This window comes from Arthrobacter sp. 10N44_2 (genome assembly GCF_056394385.1).
In genome coordinates this window covers 38,304-53,434 of record NZ_JBFTHT010000009.1, presented here as the reverse complement: position 1 = coordinate 53,434, position 15,131 = coordinate 38,304, and the positions used below count along the sequence as shown (strand labels likewise).

Here is a 15,131-nt window from a genome sequence, read left to right as displayed (position 1 = left end):
AGATATGCCTTTCTAGGAATATATGAGGCGGGCCGGGGCTGCTCAGTTGCCGCCGAGGGCGATGAGCGGATCGACGCGGGCCACGCTGCGGACCGCGAGGGCTGCCCCGGCCAGGCCCAGGAGCACGATTCCGGCGACGGGCAGCAGCGTTGTCCAGGGCGTGAGGAGGAACGGTGCCGCCTGCGACGCGAGGACTCCTCCGGCCACACCGGCCAGCCCGCCGGCCACCGCGCCGGCCAGCAGGACCAGGGCCGCCTGCGCCATGGCGTCCCGGAGGATGTAGCGGGCGGACCCGCCCAGTGCCTTCAGAACGGCGATGTCCCGGGTGCGCTGGACCGTCCAGACCGTCAGGAAGGCAACAATCACGAGGGCTGAGATGCCGTAAAGGAAGGCCTGCATGAGCAGCAGCGAGCCGTTCTCGCTCTTGTACGAGCCGAGGGCCTGGAAAGACCCGTCGATCGTGGTGCTGACGGTTCCCGCGGCGGTATTGGCGGCACCGAGATCCACCCCTGTACCGGACGTGGAGTCGAATGTCACGGCCAGCACCGTCGCGGCGTCCGCGTCTTGGGTATGGGCCAGCTTCTGCCAATCGGCCAGCGTGGTCCACACGACGCCGGTGTGGGAATACCACTGCTCCGGCACGACGGCCGTCACCACGAGGTCGGCGCCGCCCACCGAGGCGTGGCTGCCGATGTTGAGCTCCAGGTCCTCCGCCAGTCCAGCTCCGACGGCGATGGTTCCCTCTGCCAGCGGGGCGGGAGCCAGGCCTGCGCCGGGCTCGGTGCCGAAGACCGCAACGCTTGCCGTGTGTGCCGGCACGCCTCCGGCGCCGAGTGCCTGGAAGCGGCTCTGGCTGATCCCAACGGCGTCGGCGCGGGCGACGCCGTCGCGCGCCGACCACAGGCTCTGTTGGGCGCGCGTGACCTCGGATTCGGTAAACGAGGCCTTGGGTTCGCTCCCGGCCGGGGCGCCGAAGACCAGCTGGTCGGCCGGGAGGGCGGCGAGGGCCGACGTCGACTGGTTTCCGAGGCCGGCCGTCAGTCCGGAAAGCATGACGAGCAGGAGGGTAATGAGGGCGACGACCGCACCCATCAGGGCGAACCGTCCCTTGGCAAAGCGGATATCGCGGATGGCGAGATACATGGTGTCCTTAGTGGTGTCGTTTGAGGCGCTTGTGGCGTTGCTTCCAGCCTTCCTTCCGCCGGGCTCCGGGGCATCGGCCGCCCGGTTGGACCGCCGGCACCGGTCGGACGGCCCTGCGATCAACCAAAAGGTTGATTCCGCCGGGGGCGGGCCGTTTTCCGCAGGAGCCCCGCCGCACCGGCACTACGCTGGAAGCATGGAGGGCGACGCCGGCAACACGGTCCACAACGGCACAGGACCCAAGGGCGCTGGGCATGCCGGCGCTGGGCACGCCGACGCTGGGCATGCCGACGCACCGGCGCCGGGCACGGAGCCCACCGGGGCGGCCGTCATTCTGCGCGTCCTTCGTGTGAGCCTGCACGTCGGCTTCGCGGTGCTGCTCCTGGTGGCGCTGCTCCGGCTCCTGGCCGGCGGCATCACGGGCCAGGAGTGGATCACCTTGTTGCTGGCCGTGCTGCTCGCCGCCTTTTACCTCGCGGGCACCGTGCTGGAGAAACGGCACGCCGCCCGCCGGACCCGGTTCGATCCGCGGCCCTACTCGGCCTGGTGGCTGGGCGGCGTCTGCCTCCTCTGGCTGCTGCTGGTCTGGGCCAGTGCCGACTTCGTCTGGCTGGCCTTCCCGCTGTTCTTCCTGCAGTTGCACGTGCTCCGGCGCCGGCTGGCGCTGCCTTCGATCGCACTGAGCACAGTGTTTGTCATTGCGGCGCTCTGGTTCCACAACGGCGGTACCGCGTCTCCCGATCTGGCCAGTGCGGATCCGGCCAGCGTGGGGCTGCAGCTGCCCATGGTGCTCGGGCCCTTTTTCGGCGCAGCCTTCGCTGTGGTCACCGGGCTGGCCTACCGGGCACTGTTCCTGGAGGCGGAAAACCAGCGGCTGGCGGCCGAAGAGCTCCGCCGCACCCGCGCCGAACTCGCCCGGACCCAGCACAATGCGGGCACCCTGGCCGAGCGGACCCGGCTGGCCCGGGAAATCCATGACACCCTCGCCCAGGGCTTGTCCAGCATTGTGCTGATGGGGCGCGCGGCCGAAAAGGCCCTGGACGACGGCGAACCCGCCGTGGCACGGGACAGGCTCCGCATTGTCCGGGACACGGCCGCCGCCAACCTGGCAGAGGCCCGCAACTTCGTCCGGGCCCTGCAGTCCCCCGATCTTGAGGACGGCTCCCTCGTCGCCGGACTTCTCCGGCTGTGCGAAACGACCGAAGCGGAGACCGCGGCGCGGGGTGCCGGGCTGCGTTGCCGCCTCGACGTCGAAGGCGTGCCGGTGGAACTCCCCGGCTCCCACCAGACGGTCCTGCTCCGGGCCGCGCAGGCGAGCCTGGCCAACGTGCGGGCGCATGCGCAGGCGGGCACCGCCGTCGTCACCCTTTCCTTCCTCGGCCCGGAGGTGGCCATGGACATCTACGACGACGGCGCCGGATTCGACCCCTCGGCCTTGCCGGCCCGTCCGGACGGGTCCGGCTATGGGCTGACGTCGCTGCGGGACCGCGTGGCCGCCCTCCACGGGCAGCTGGACATCGAGTCTGCCCCGGGTGAGGGAACCGTGGTGGCCATCCGGCTGCCACTGGGCCAAGCGCCCGGTTCCAACGCCGCGCCGGCGCCGGCCCGCGGGGACCGGAAATGAACAACATCCGGGTGTTCCTGGTGGACGACCACCCGGTGGTCCGGGCCGGTCTGCGGGCAATGCTGGGTGATCTGGAGGGCATCACAGTGGTGGCCGAGGCCGCCGACGGCGCCGCCGCGCTGGCCGGACTGGCCAGGCTCCACACCCTGGGCGAGCCCGCGGACGTGGTGCTCATGGACCTGCAGATGGGCGCGGGCATGGACGGCGTCACCGCCACCGGCCGGATCAAGGCAGGAGAGGCCGGCGAGCCGGCGCCGCCAGTGCTCATCCTGACCACCTATGACTCCGACGCCGACATCCTGGCCGCCGTCGAGGCCGGCGCCAGCGGCTACATGCTCAAGGATGCCCCGCCCGACCAGATCCGCCAGGCGGTGCTCTCTGCCGCGGCGGGCGGCACCGCGCTGGCCCCCGAGGTCGCGGCCCGGCTGATGGGCCGGATCAGGAATCCGGAGCCCGCCCTGTCCGCCCGCGAGGTCCAGCTGCTCGGATTGCTGGCCACCGGGATGGGAAACCGGGCGATCGCGAAGCAGCTGTTCATTTCCGAGGCCACGGTCAAGACGCACCTGGTGCACATCTACGGCAAACTCGGCGTGGACAACCGCACCGCCGCGATCGCCGTGGCAGCGCAGCGCAGGATCATCCGGCGGCCCTAGGCGTCCCCGGCGGGCAGGTGACGGTGTTATGTGACAACAGAATTGTCGGTGGCCCGGGGCATAATGGGCGCCATGGGGAACTCATCAAAACTTGCACTGGCCCTTGTGGGCCTTGTTCTTGGCGGCTCGCTGGTCGCCTGCGGCGACGGTCGTGAGGGCGCCGAAAGCGCTGCCAAACAGCTCGCCTCCGCGGTGTCCGCGCTCGACGTCGGATCCGTCGCCTTTGAGGGCAAGGACTCCGGTGCCGCCAACGACCAGCTCAAGGAAATATTCAAGGGGCTTGACCCGGCCCGGCCTGCAGTGGACAGCGGCCAACTGACGCTGGAGTCCGATAAGGCCACGGTCCCGCTCAACTACCGCTGGAAGATCGGCTCCGAAGAGTGGAAGTACACCACCTTCGCCGAATTCAAGAAGTCCGGCGACAAATGGCTGACGGTCTGGAACCCGGCCACCCTGGTCCCCGAACTGGCCGAAGGCGAGCTCGTCGGCTCGGCAACCCATTCGCCGTCGCGCGCCGACATCCTGGGCGCCGGCGGGGTCCCGCTGGTCACGTACCGGCCCGTGGTCAATGTTGGCATCGACAAGCCGGCGCTCGGCGGTGCAGACGCCGCCGATTCCGCCACCAAGCTTGCCCAACTGGTGGGGGTCGACCCTGCGGCGTACGGCCAGCAGGTCGCGGCGGCCGGCCCCGAGGCGTTCGTTGCCGCCATCACTTTGCGTGAAGAAGGACGGACCATCACCGACGCTCAGATCGGTGAGATTCCCGGCGCCCGTGCCATCCGCGACTCCCTTCCGCTGGCACCAAACCGCACCTTCGCCCGCGCCCTGCTGGGCACGGCAGCGGAGGCGAATGCAGAACAGATCGAAAAATCGAACGGCGCACTCAAAGCAGGGGACACCACGGGCACCGGTGGCCTGCAACAGCAATACGACGCGCAGCTTCGCGGCAGCGACGGCATTCAGGTCTTCGCCGAGAAGGCAGGCCTCACCGCCGCAGAGAAGCAGGCTCTGCCCAACGCGGGACGCCGCGTACTTTTTCAGACTGAGATAAAAGAAGGCACCCCGCTGAAAACCACCCTGGACCCGAAGCTGCAGCAGCTTGCGGAAGACGTCCTCGGCAAGGTCGGCCCGGCGTCGGCGATTGTGGCGCTCCGGCCCTCCAGCGGCGCCGTCCTGGCGGCCGCCTCCGGGCCGGGCAGCAACGGCTACGACACCGCGATGCTGGGACAGTATGCCCCTGGATCGATCTTCAAGATGGTCGATTCCCTGGCCATGTTCCGCAACGGCATGACGCCCGACTCCAAGGTGGACTGCCCGCCCACCCTCACGGTGGACGGCCGCACCTTCAAGAACGCCGAGGGATACCCTGAGTCCTCCCTGGGGTCCGTGACGCTGCGCGACGCGTTTGCGCACTCCTGCAACACCGCGTTCATCAACGCCCGCGACACCGTCACCCAGGCACAGCTCGAATCCGCCGCGACCTCCCTGGGCGTGGCAGTTGAAGCACCTGCGCTCGGCGCGGCCGCATTCCTCGGCTCCGTCCCCGGGGATGCCGAAGGAACCGAACATGCCGCCTCCATGATCGGCCAGGGCAAAGTGCTCCTGTCCCCCCTGGCCGCCGCCGTCATGGCCGGCTCGGTTGCCAAGGGAGCCCCGGTGGCCGCCCAGCTGGTATTGAATCCGAACGAGGGCGACAGTCCCCCAGATGCCCAGGGCGCCGCCCCCACAGGAACGGCTACAGCCGGCACGTCGCCGGCTGCCCCGGCCTCCGGTGACGCGACGCCGTCGGCCCCAGCACCGGCCACGGCCGTCGAAAAGCCGGTAACTGCAGCGGAAGCCGCGGCACTGGCTGACATGATGCGGGCCGTCGTCACCAGCGGTCATGCCGGGTTCCTGGCCTCCGTCCCGGGCGAGCCCGTCGGGGCCAAGACCGGAACGGCCGAGTTCGGCAACGACACCCCGCCCAAGACGCACGCCTGGATCGTGGCCGTGCACGGTGACCTCGCCGTCGCCGTGTTCGTCGAGGACGGCGGACTCGGGGCCACCACGTCCGGGCCGCTGCTCAAGGAGTTCCTGACCCGGGCCGGCTGAGCGGACGCTTTCCCGGCCGTGGGAAGATTGAACGCGTGGCTCATATTGACGTATCCGGCATCGACTACTTCCTCTCCGACGGCACCCAGCTGCTCAACGGGGTGACCTTCAAGGTCCCGGACGGCACCAAGACAGCGCTGATCGGGCCCAACGGGACCGGCAAGACCACGCTGTTCCGGATCATTTCCGGCGATCTCGTCCCGGACGAAGGCGTGATCGGCCGGTCCGGCAACATGGGCATCATGCGCCAGTTCGTGGGCCAGGTCCGGGACGAGTCCACGGTCCGCGACCTGCTGGTCTCCGCCGCCCCGCCTGCCCTGGCCGCCGCCGCGCGGGCCGTCGACGAGGCAGAGCTCGCCATGCTGGAGCACGACGACGAGCCCACCCAAATGGCCTATGCCCAGGCGATCGTGGACTGGGGGGATGCCGGCGGCTACGACGTCGAAACCGTCTGGGACGAGGTCTGCATGGCCGCCCTCGGACTGCCCTTCGACCGGGCACAGCACCGCCCGGCGTCGAGCCTGTCCGGCGGCGAGCAGAAGCGGCTGGTCCTCGAGGCCCTCTTCGCCGGCCCCGACGAACTGCTGCTCCTCGACGAGCCGGACAACTACCTCGATGTTCCGGGCAAGCGCTGGCTCGAGGCCAAACTGAATGATTCGAAGAAGACCGTGTTCTTCATCAGCCACGACCGTGAACTGCTCAACAACGCCGCCGGCCGCATCGTCACCCTGGAACCGGGCATCAACGGCGCCGGCGCCTGGATCCACGGCGGCGGCTTCGGGTCCTACGTGGACGCCCGGGCCGACCGGAACGCGCGCTTCGAGGAACTGCGCAAGCGCTGGGACGAGGAGCACGTCAAGCTCAAGGAACTCGTCAACATGTACAAGAACAAGGCCGCGTTCCGCTCCGACATGGCCAACCGCTATCACGCGGCGCAGACCCGGCTCGCGAAGTTCCTCGAAGCCGGCCCGCCCGAGGCCCTTCCCATCGAACAGAACGTGCAGATGCGGCTCAAGGGCGGGCGCACCGCCAAGCGCGCCGTCGTGGCCGAGAAGCTGGAACTGACCGGCCTGATGAAGCCGTTCTCCACCGAAATCTGGTTCGGCGACCGGGTGGGCGTCCTGGGTTCCAACGGTTCGGGCAAGAGCCACTTCCTGCGCCTGCTCGCCACCGGCGGCACGGATCCCGAGCGGGAGCACCTGCCGGTGTCCGACGTCGAGATCGCCGAGGTGCCGCACGAGGGCACCGTGAAACTCGGCGCCCGGATCCGGCCCGGATTCTTCGCCCAGACCCACGTCCGGCCCGACCTGCTGGGTAAGACCCTGCTCGAAATCCTGCACCGGGGCGACGAGCACCGCTCGGGCATGGGCCGCGAAGCCGCCGCCGGGGCGCTGGACGGCTACGGGCTGGCGGCGCAGTCCGAGCAGAAGTACGAATCCCTCTCCGGCGGCCAGCAGGCGAGGTTCCAGATCCTGCTGCTGCAACTCTCCGGGGCCACGCTGCTGCTGCTCGACGAGCCCACGGACAACCTGGACCTGCACTCGGCCGAGGCCCTGGAACGGGCGATCGACCACTTCGAGGGCACCGTCCTGGCCGTCACCCACGACCGCTGGTTCGCCCGAACCTTCGACCGCTTCCTGGTTTTCGGCTCCGACGGCAGGGTCTACGAGTCCGCCGAACCGGTCTGGGACGAAAAGCGCGTCGAGCGCGCCCGCTAGCGCCATCACGGGGTCCACTAAGCAACGCGGGGTCAGATGCGGCCCATTCCGGGGGCGGTTATGGGCGCGAAGTGACCCCGCGTTGCTATTTGAAACGCGCAACAAATGATTAAATGATCACCAGCCGCTAGCATTTGAGCATGAACACTGATGAGCGGCACCGCCTGATCGGCGGACTGCTGCGCGACCGGGAGCACGTGACGGTGGACGATCTGACGGTCGCCTGCGGCGCCTCCGGCGCCACCATCCGCCGTGACCTCGACATCCTGGCCCTGCACGGCGTGTTGCGGAGGGTCCACGGCGGAGCCAAGAGCCTGGTTTTCGGCGGCGAAAACCCGCACTACGGGCAACGCGAACTCGAGGACCACACCGCCAAGATGCGGATCGCCGCCGGGGTGGCGGCCATGCTCGCGGACCGTGGACACGTCTGGCTGGACAGCGGCACCACCGCCACGGAGATCGCCCGCCAGTTGCGCCAGCGTGAGATGACGATCATGCCGATGTCGCTGCGGTCCGTCACCGCGCTGTCCGCGGACGACGGTCCGGCCGGGCGCCGCCCCGAACTCCTGATGCCCGGCGGCAGCCTCGTCCCCGGCGAACTTTCCTTCCGGGGGCCGATGACGGAATCCAACATCCGCTCGCTGCGCTTCGACACCGCCGTCGTCACGCCCTGCGCCCTGAACCTCAAGGACGGGCTGTTGGCCCACGACCTCGACGACGCCGCAGTCAAACGCGCCGGCCTCGAATCCGCCGCCCGGGTGATCGTCGCCTGTGCCGCCGCCAAATGGAACGCCACCGCCGTCGCCCTCGTCGCATCCCTGGACGCCGTGGATGCCATCGTGACCGACCGGCAGCTCAGCCCTGAAGAACTTGACCAACTCGCCCAGCACTCGGTGGAAGCAGTGATCGTATGACCAGTACCGCAACCGTCCCGCAACTCAAGGCTGCCACCGGCGCGACTTTCCTTGTCTTCGGGATCAACGGATTAGTTTTCGCCAGCTGGGCAGCCCGCATCCCGGCCGTGACGGAGATCCTGCAGATCACCGCGGGCCAGATGGGAACCCTGCTGCTGTGCGTCGCGGTCGGTTCGCTGATCGCCCTGCCGACGGCCGGGTTCGTCGTCGGCCGGATCGGCACCGCCAACACCGTCCGCAGCGCCGGACTCGTGGCCGCGGCGGCCGGTGTCGGCGTCGCGCTCTCCCTGATGGCGGCCTCCATCCCTGGGACTGCCATTGCCCTGTTCTTCTTCGGGATAGGCGTCGGGTTGTGGGATGTTTCGCAGAACATTGAAGGTGCCGACGTCGAACACCGGCTCGGGCGCACCATCATGCCGCAGTTCCACGCGGCCTTCAGCGGCGGCGCGTTCGTCGGTGCCCTGATCGGCGCCGGATTATCCACCCTGGGGGTCGGGCTCCCGGAGCACCTGCTGGTCATAGCCGCCGTCGTCGCCGTCCTGACCACGGTGGCCCCCCGGTATTTCCTGCCCCATCTGCCTGCCGAGGCACCCGCCGCGGGGGACGCGGACCGGGGCAACGCAGGTTCGGCCTGGCGGGACGGGCGCACGCTGCTGATCGGTGTCGTCGTCCTCGGCGCCACCCTGACCGAAGGCGCCGGCAACGACTGGATTGCCAAGGCCGCGGTTGACGGCCTGGGCGCCGAACAGTCCACGGGGGCGCTGCTGTTCGCCGCGTTCGTCCTGGCCATGACCGCCATGCGCTTCTTCGGTGGCCGTGCGATCGACGTCTACGGCCGCGTTGCCGTGCTGCGGGCCAGCATGGCGGCGGCGACCGCGGGCCTCTGCCTCTTCGTGTTCGCCGGCACCATCTGGCTGGCCGCCGCCGGCGCCGTGCTCTGGGGCGTGGGGGCGGCCCTCGCGTTCCCGATCGGAATGTCCGCCGCCGCGGACGACCCCAAGAAGGCGGCCGCCCGGGTGTCCGTGGTGTCCACACTGGGCTACATTGCCTTCCTCGCCGGGCCGCCCCTGCTCGGCTACCTGGGCGATGTCACCGGTGTCAGGACCGCCCTGCTGGCGATCGGGATTCCGATTGTGGTGGCGCTGGTCCTCGCCGGAGCCGCGAAGCCGCTGCCCGCGAGGTAGCAGTATGGTGGTCCAATGCGAACCATGCTGAGGAAGGCCCCCGGCCGCCTGTCGGAATTCGACCGCAAACTGGTGCGCGCCGTCTCCAATCTGCCGGGAGGAGGCCATGACGACTTCTTCCGCCGTCTGTCCGCCGCCGCCAACAAGGGCAAACTTTGGTTCGGCGTTGCCGGAGCCATGGCCCTGGTGCCCGGCAAGACGCGCCGGGCAGCGGTGCACGGACTCATCGCGCAAGGCGCCGCCTCGGCGGTCACCAACGTCGTGTTCAAGACCCTCCTGCCCCGGGCCCGCCCCCTGCCCGAACACCTTCCGGTCTTCCGCTTCGTGAACCCGCAGCCGACGAGTTCGTCGATGCCGTCGGGACACTCCGCCTCCGCGGTGGCTTTCGCACTCGGGGTGGGCATGGTCCGCCCGGCCCTCGGTGCGGCGCTGGCCCCCGTCGCGGCCGGAGTGGCCTACTCCCGGGTCCACACCGGAGCCCACTGGCCCTCGGATGTGCTGTTCGGGTCCGCGATCGGCGCCGGCGCGGCCATGGTGACGCGGAAGTGGTGGCCCGTCCGTCCGCCGTTCCCGGAAACCAGCCGCGGCGCCGCCCCGGCCGCGGAACTACCGGACGGCCAGGGGCTCGGCATCGCGGTCAACACCCTCGGCGGGTCCTATGCTGACGAGACTGTCGACGCCCTGCAAAAAGTATTCCCTAAGGCGTATATAAAGGAAATCGGGCCCGGTGAGTCCGTCGACGCGGGCATCGCCCAGGTCGCGACCCGACCGGGCATTGCGGCCCTGGGCGTCTGGGGCGGCGACGGAACCGTGGGCGCCGCGGCGGCCGCCGCCGTCGAACGTTCCCTTCCGCTGCTGGTGCTCCCCGGCGGAACGCTGAACCATTTCGCCCGCGACGCCGGAACCCCCACCCTGGCGGACGCCGTGCAGGCGGCGTCGCGCGGCGAGGCCGCCGTGGCCGACGTCGGCCACGTGAGTGTCGAGCGCGGGCTCCCCGACAGCCCGGAGCAGCTCGAGCTGATCATGCTCAACACGGCCAGCATCGGCCTCTACCCGAACCTGGTCCGCCGGCGGGAGCAGCTCCAGCCGGCACTGGGCAAACCCCTGGCCGGAGTGGTGGCCATGTTCCGGACCTTCGCGGCCGGCACCCCCACCACGCTGATCGTCAACGGGGTCCGGCACCGGCTCTGGATCCTGTACATCGGCCGCGGCCGCTATTACCCCCGCGACCACGCGCCGCTGGTGCGCCCGGTACTCGCGGACGGTGTCCTGGACCTGCGGATGATCACTGCCGATGAGCCGTTCGCCCGGTTGCGCCTGCTCTGGGCCGTGCTCACGGGCACCGTGGCCACGTCCGGGATCACCCATCTGAGCGAAACGGACCGGATCACGGTGGAACCCGGGAACGGGCCCATGGTCCTCGCCGTCGACGGAGAGGTCATGCCCGGGGTGCGGCGGGTGGAATTCACGGTCCGCCCCGGCGCGCTGACCTACTACTCGCCCCTCGGCTGAACCCCGTCATCCAAACCCGTCATCCAACCCCTGTCATCCTCCCGGACTACCCTGATTAGCCCCTGAATCATCCCTGAGACCGGCGAAATACGCAGCTTGCCTCGGTAGCGTGGTGTGCAGACGGGCCCGTGACTGCGGTGCCCCGGATCATCTCCCGCTACGCAAAGGAACGCTTCCATGATCGAAGCACGAGGCCTGACCAAGGTTTACGGCGACAAGACCGCCGTCGCCGGCGTCAACTTCACCGTCGAAGCCGGCCGGGTCACCGGCTTCCTGGGTCCGAACGGGGCCGGAAAATCCACCACCATGCGCATGATCATGGGGCTGGACCGGCCGACGTCGGGCTCGGTGACCGTCAACGGGTCCCCGCTGACCAGGCACGCCGCCCCGCTGCGCGACGTCGGCGCGCTGCTCGATGCCAAGGCAGTCCACACGAGCCGCTCCGCCTACAACCACCTTCTGGCCATGGCGGCGACCCACAGCATCCCGAAGAAACGGGTCCACGAAGTCATTGAGATGACCGGGCTGGCCGAGGTGGCCAGGAAGAAGGTCGGCGGCTTCTCGCTCGGCATGGGCCAGCGGCTGGGCATCGCCGCCGCCCTCCTGGGCGACCCGCAGACCGTCATCCTGGACGAGCCCGTCAACGGCCTTGACCCGGAGGGCGTGGTGTGGGTCCGCAACCTGGTGAAGTACCTGGCCTCCGAGGGCCGCACGGTCTTCCTTTCCAGCCACCTCATGAGCGAGATGGCAGTCACGGCGGACCACCTGATCGTGATTGGCCGCGGGAGGATCATTGCGGACGCCCCGATCCAGGAGATCATCACAGGCAAGGGCCAGGGCCGGACGCGGGTCCGCACCGACCAGCCGGACCGGCTCATGCAGCTGCTGGCCGGGACCGGGGTCTCGGTGGAGGTCCAAGAGCGCGAACTCCTCGAAGTCACAGGCCTGGACCCGCGCCAGATCGCCACTGCGGCGCTGGAGAACCACGTCATGATCTACGAACTCACCCCGCTGCAGGCCAGCCTCGAGGAGGCCTACATGGAACTGACCAAGGATGAGGTCGAATACCACTCGCTGATCACCACGGGCGCCGTTCCCGTCGAAGCCGGAGGCAACTAAGCCATGAGCTCCACAACCGTTGAATCCACGCCCTCGCGCCGCGGCGCCGACTCACAGCGGTCCGGAAACGGCAGCAGTTCCGGCCCCGGCCCCAGCTTCCTGCGGGTCCTCAACTCCGAATTCATCAAGTTCCGCACCCTGCTCTCCACGCTGATCCTGCTCGGCTCAACAGTGGTGGTCATGGTGGGGTTCGGGGCGCTTTCGGCCTGGGGGACGGGCCAGTTCTCCGAGGCCGCGGCCCGGGACCCGGAGGTCGGGGCCAGGCTCGCGGCCCAGGGCGGCGACATCGCCGTCAGCGTTCCCACCTCCGGCATCGCGTTCGCCCAGCTGATCCTGGGCTCCCTCGGCGTGCTGCTGATGAGCTCCGAGTTCACCACGGGCATGGCCCGGTCCACGTTCGCGGCGGTGCCTAAACGCATCCCCGCCTTCGCGGCCAAGCTCGTGGTGGTGGTGGTGACCTCCTTCGTCGTCACCGCCGCATCCACCCTGGCCGCCGGATTCGTATCCGTGCCGATCCTGGACAACTACGGCCTGGGCCTGGACCTGGGCAGCCCGCAGTCGGTCAAGCTGCTCCTTGTCAACAGCATTTACGTGGCGGCGGTCGCGGCCATCGGCATGGCGCTGGGCACGCTGATCCGCAACTCGGCGGGCGGCATCATGAGCCTGGTGGGACTGTTCTTCGTGGCACCCATCGCGTTCCAGCTCATTCCGGGCGACTTCTTCGTGGAGGCCCGCAAATACCTGCCCGGCAACACCGTGGATCCGCTGACCGCGGTGGAGCACATCCCGGACACCCTCGAAGCCTGGCAGGCGGCCCTGGTGCTGGGCGCGTGGGTTGTCATCCCGGTGCTCCTGGCCGCCGTCCTGCTCAAGAGGCGGGACGTCTAGGCCGGCGCCACGGGCAGCGTCCAAGCCCTTCAGCATTTAGGCTCAGAGCATGATCGATGCGGTACCTGTCAGGGACGCGCCGGCCGGACCGGCCGACGCGTCCCTTGCTGAACTCACGGCCCGCCGCCGCGGCCGGCTCCGGCGCTACCTGCTGGCCAATCCGCGGGTCATGGACGTCCTGGTGGTGCTCTGCTACCTGGTCCTGGTCACGCCCACGGCGGCCGAATCGGTCATCCACGGCGACTGGCCGGTTGCCGTGCTGCTCGCCGCGGCCGCGCCGGTCCTGCTCTTCCGGCGGGCGTATCCGGTGCGGGTGGCGGCTGTTGTGGGGGCCCTGGAACTGGCGGTCACCTTCCTGCATCCCTGGGGGTCCAATGTCTCCGCCGGGCTCTGGTTTTCGCTGTACGCCGTCGCCGTCGTCCGCACCCGGCGGTTCGCCCTCGCCGCACTGGCCCTGACCACCGCTCCGCTGCTGCTCCTGTACTTCCTGCTGGCCGTCGGCCCGCTGGACGGCCGGCTCCCGGACATGGCGGTCCGCACACCGGAGAATTTCCAGCTGCTGACGGGCATCGCGGCGGGCATCGGCATCGCGCTCTCGAATGTGATCGCCACGGGGATCGGGATCTCGGTGCGGCAGCGGCGCGAGCACGAGCACGAGATCGCGGCCTGGGCCGCCCGGGCCCAGCAGCTGGGCTCGGTCACGGAACGGAACCGGATCGCGCGCGAAATGCACGACGTCGTGGCGCACTCGCTGACGGTCATGATCAGCCTGTCTGACGGCGCCGCCGTCGTGGTCAAGAAGGATCCGGAGCGCGCCGCCGGCGTCCTGGCCGAACTCTCCCGGACCGGGCGCACCGCGCTGGCCGACATGCGGCGCGTCCTTGGCGTGCTGCGCGAGGACGCCCCCACCGGACATGCCCCGCGCGAGCCGCTGGTGGCCGGGGGCAGCCTGGCCAAACTGCTCGAGGGCTTCCGCACCGCGGGACTGCCGCTGCACTACACGCACACCGGCCCGTCCCTGCCCGACGATGCGGCGTTCCAGCTGACCGTCTACAGAATTGTGCAGGAGTCGCTGACCAACGTGCTGCGCTACGGCCGCGCCCTCAGCCGGGTGGAGGTCAGCATTGTCCGGAACGGCTCCCGCGTCACCATTGAAGTGCTCGACGACGGCAGGGGCACCGTTGACCCGGGCGCTCCCGGGACCGGCGCGCAGGCGAAGCCTGACGCGCTGGATTCCTTCGGCACCGGGCATGGAATCGCCGGGATGCGGGAGCGGGCCAGGATCTACGCTGGCACCGTGTACGCCGGGCGCGCCGGCGACCGCGGCTGGCGCGTGCACGCGGAACTGAACTGCAACGGCGAGAATGCCACGGAATCAAGGGGGAACAATGTCCGACAACACGCCGGTACGCGTCCTGCTGGTGGATGACCAGCCGCTGCTTAGGATGGGCTTCCGCCTCATCCTGGAGGGTGAAGACGATTTGCGCATCGTGGGCGAGGCATCCAACGGCGCCGAAGCGGTCCGCCACGTCCGGGAGCTCGCGCCCGACGTCGTCCTGATGGATGTGCGGATGCCGGTGCTGGACGGGATCGAGGCCACCCGGGCGATCGCCGCCTCGGGCTCCGACGCCAAAATCATCATCCTGACCACCTTTGACCTCGATGAATACGCCTTTGCAGCACTGCGGGCAGGCGCCTCTGCGTTCCTGCTCAAGGACGTGGCGCCGGCAGAACTGGTCAGCGCGGTCCGGGTGGTGGCCAGTGGCGACGCCGTGGTGGCACCCCGTGTTACGCAGCGGCTGCTGGAGACCTATGTCCGTGGTGCCGGCGGTCTGGATCCTGCGGGGACAGGCGGCGCCGGCGGCCAGCATGCCGGGGCGGACGGGGGCGGTCAGCAGGCCGGCGGCCCCGCACGCCCGGCGCGGGATCCGTTGCTGGAAGACCTGACGCCCCGCGAAAACGAGATGCTCGGGGCGATGGCGGAGGGACTCTCCAATGCCGAAATCGCGCACCGATACTTCCTGTCCGAGGCCACCGTCAAGACGCATGTGCGCCGGATCCTGACCAAGCTCCACCTCCGCGACCGCGTCCAGGCCGTGGTGTACGCATATGAGACCGGCCTCGTGGTGCCAAGCAACGCGGACTACTGACGGCCGCCGCCCTGCCGCCGCAAGGCAGGTTACCGGCAGGTAGTACCTGAAGCAGTGGTTTCAGGCACATTGCCGAATTGCCCGTGAGGCAACTTTGGTTGACCCTGTGGCCCTCGCGTTGGGTGATGGCCCGGT

Annotated in this window: 12 protein-coding genes; 11 read left to right on the top strand and 1 reads right to left on the bottom strand. The window is 69.4% G+C overall.

Translation table 11 applies throughout. From position 1 onward, the window contains the following. Positions 1-42: 42 nt before the first annotated feature. Positions 43-1,143 (bottom strand): FtsX-like permease family protein, encoded by a 1,101-nt coding sequence (locus AC1DBX_RS11535; RefSeq protein ID WP_476931788.1) that lies wholly within the window; start codon positions 1,141-1,143, stop codon positions 43-45. A gap of 196 nt (positions 1,144-1,339) precedes the next feature. On the opposite strand from AC1DBX_RS11535, the gene AC1DBX_RS11530 reads away from it, so the two are divergent. The 11 genes from AC1DBX_RS11530 to AC1DBX_RS11480 all read left to right on the top strand — a co-directional run bounded on the left by AC1DBX_RS11530 (position 1,340) and on the right by AC1DBX_RS11480 (position 14,996). Further along, positions 1,340-2,767 (top strand): sensor histidine kinase, encoded by a 1,428-nt coding sequence (locus AC1DBX_RS11530; RefSeq protein WP_476931787.1) that lies wholly within the window; start codon positions 1,340-1,342, stop codon positions 2,765-2,767. Further along, positions 2,764-3,420 carry a response regulator gene (locus AC1DBX_RS11525; protein WP_476850695.1) on the top strand — a complete coding sequence of 219 codons (657 nt, stop codon included), beginning with the start codon at positions 2,764-2,766 and terminating at the stop codon, positions 3,418-3,420. The genes AC1DBX_RS11530 and AC1DBX_RS11525 overlap by 4 nt, the downstream gene beginning before the upstream one ends. A 72-nt stretch (positions 3,421-3,492) precedes the next feature. Continuing rightward, positions 3,493-5,511 (top strand): penicillin-binding transpeptidase domain-containing protein, encoded by a 2,019-nt coding sequence (locus AC1DBX_RS11520; RefSeq protein ID WP_476874147.1) that lies wholly within the window; start codon positions 3,493-3,495, stop codon positions 5,509-5,511. 35 nt (positions 5,512-5,546) lie between these two features. Beyond that, positions 5,547-7,229, top strand: coding sequence for an ABC-F family ATP-binding cassette domain-containing protein (locus AC1DBX_RS11515; protein WP_476850693.1), 1,683 nt, complete (start codon positions 5,547-5,549; stop codon positions 7,227-7,229). A 140-nt stretch (positions 7,230-7,369) separates the two neighbouring features. Further along, positions 7,370-8,143 carry a DeoR/GlpR family DNA-binding transcription regulator gene (locus AC1DBX_RS11510; protein ID WP_476931786.1) on the top strand — a complete coding sequence of 258 codons (774 nt, stop codon included), beginning with the start codon at positions 7,370-7,372 and terminating at the stop codon, positions 8,141-8,143. Continuing rightward, the gene (locus AC1DBX_RS11505; protein ID WP_476856772.1) at positions 8,140-9,327 is read left to right on the top strand and encodes an MFS transporter; all 1,188 of its coding nucleotides are present in this window, start codon (positions 8,140-8,142) and stop codon (positions 9,325-9,327) included. Before AC1DBX_RS11510 ends, AC1DBX_RS11505 begins: the two co-directional genes overlap by 4 nt. 15 nt (positions 9,328-9,342) lie before the next feature. After that, on the top strand, positions 9,343-10,839 hold the full coding sequence (locus AC1DBX_RS11500; RefSeq protein WP_476931785.1) for a phosphatase PAP2 family protein: 1,497 nt from the start codon (positions 9,343-9,345) through the stop codon (positions 10,837-10,839). 177 nt (positions 10,840-11,016) lie between these two features. After that, positions 11,017-11,958, top strand: coding sequence for an ABC transporter ATP-binding protein (locus AC1DBX_RS11495; RefSeq protein WP_476856774.1), 942 nt, complete (start codon positions 11,017-11,019; stop codon positions 11,956-11,958). A gap of 3 nt (positions 11,959-11,961) precedes the next feature. Then, the gene (locus tag AC1DBX_RS11490; RefSeq protein ID WP_476856775.1) at positions 11,962-12,846 is read left to right on the top strand and encodes an ABC transporter permease; all 885 of its coding nucleotides are present in this window, start codon (positions 11,962-11,964) and stop codon (positions 12,844-12,846) included. Between the two features lie 49 nt (positions 12,847-12,895). Continuing rightward, entirely contained in the window at positions 12,896-14,275 is a 1,380-nt protein-coding gene (locus tag AC1DBX_RS11485) for a sensor histidine kinase (RefSeq protein WP_476850687.1), read from the top strand. Then, positions 14,235-14,996: a response regulator gene (locus tag AC1DBX_RS11480; RefSeq protein ID WP_476931784.1), complete on the top strand. Its 762-nt coding sequence runs from the start codon at positions 14,235-14,237 to the stop codon at positions 14,994-14,996. Before AC1DBX_RS11485 ends, AC1DBX_RS11480 begins: the two co-directional genes overlap by 41 nt. Positions 14,997-15,131: the final 135 nt, after the last annotated feature.

Bases quoted from the DNA above. Each gene is read 5' to 3' on its own strand.
- AC1DBX_RS11505 (WP_476856772.1), top strand. From the start codon at position 8,140: ATGACCAGTACCGCAACCGTCCCGCAACTCAAGGCTGCCACCGGCGCG.
- AC1DBX_RS11530 (WP_476931787.1), top strand. From the start codon at position 1,340: ATGGAGGGCGACGCCGGCAACACGGTCCACAACGGCACAGGACCCAAG.
- AC1DBX_RS11510 (WP_476931786.1), top strand. From the start codon at position 7,370: ATGAACACTGATGAGCGGCACCGCCTGATCGGCGGACTGCTGCGCGAC.
- AC1DBX_RS11495 (WP_476856774.1), top strand. From the start codon at position 11,017: ATGATCGAAGCACGAGGCCTGACCAAGGTTTACGGCGACAAGACCGCC.
- AC1DBX_RS11520 (WP_476874147.1), top strand. From the start codon at position 3,493: ATGGGGAACTCATCAAAACTTGCACTGGCCCTTGTGGGCCTTGTTCTT.
- AC1DBX_RS11500 (WP_476931785.1), top strand. From the start codon at position 9,343: ATGCGAACCATGCTGAGGAAGGCCCCCGGCCGCCTGTCGGAATTCGAC.
- AC1DBX_RS11535 (WP_476931788.1), bottom strand. From the start codon at position 1,143: ATGTATCTCGCCATCCGCGATATCCGCTTTGCCAAGGGACGGTTCGCC.
- AC1DBX_RS11490 (WP_476856775.1), top strand. From the start codon at position 11,962: ATGAGCTCCACAACCGTTGAATCCACGCCCTCGCGCCGCGGCGCCGAC.
- AC1DBX_RS11485 (WP_476850687.1), top strand. From the start codon at position 12,896: ATGATCGATGCGGTACCTGTCAGGGACGCGCCGGCCGGACCGGCCGAC.
- AC1DBX_RS11525 (WP_476850695.1), top strand. From the start codon at position 2,764: ATGAACAACATCCGGGTGTTCCTGGTGGACGACCACCCGGTGGTCCGG.
- AC1DBX_RS11480 (WP_476931784.1), top strand. From the start codon at position 14,235: ATGTCCGACAACACGCCGGTACGCGTCCTGCTGGTGGATGACCAGCCG.